Below are 201 nucleotides of genomic sequence, written 5' to 3' on the forward strand. Positions count from 1 at the left end.
CGCCCGGCCGGCGGGCTGGTGGAGTGGGTGCCGCCGTCCCAGGCGCCCGAGGGCCTGCGCGTGCTGCTGGGGGAGCGGGAGGGTCGCACCTGGTTCGCGGTCGTCACCGGCCCCGCGCGGGCCCGCGAGGACGGCGACTGGGTGCCGCTGCGTGGGTTGCTGCCGTCGCTGTCGGACGACAACCTCGCCGCCGCGCCGCTC

At 79.6% G+C, this 201-nt stretch carries 1 protein-coding gene; it reads left to right on the forward strand.

What is annotated here, in order from left to right:
- Nucleotides 1-201 (forward strand): NUDIX-like domain-containing protein (locus QWY28_RS24375; RefSeq protein ID WP_300955458.1); only part of this gene is annotated, 201 nt, incomplete at both ends.

It is taken from the genome of Nocardioides oceani, from assembly GCF_030412965.1.
Classification (GTDB): Bacteria; Actinomycetota; Actinomycetes; order Propionibacteriales; family Nocardioidaceae; genus Nocardioides; species Nocardioides oceani.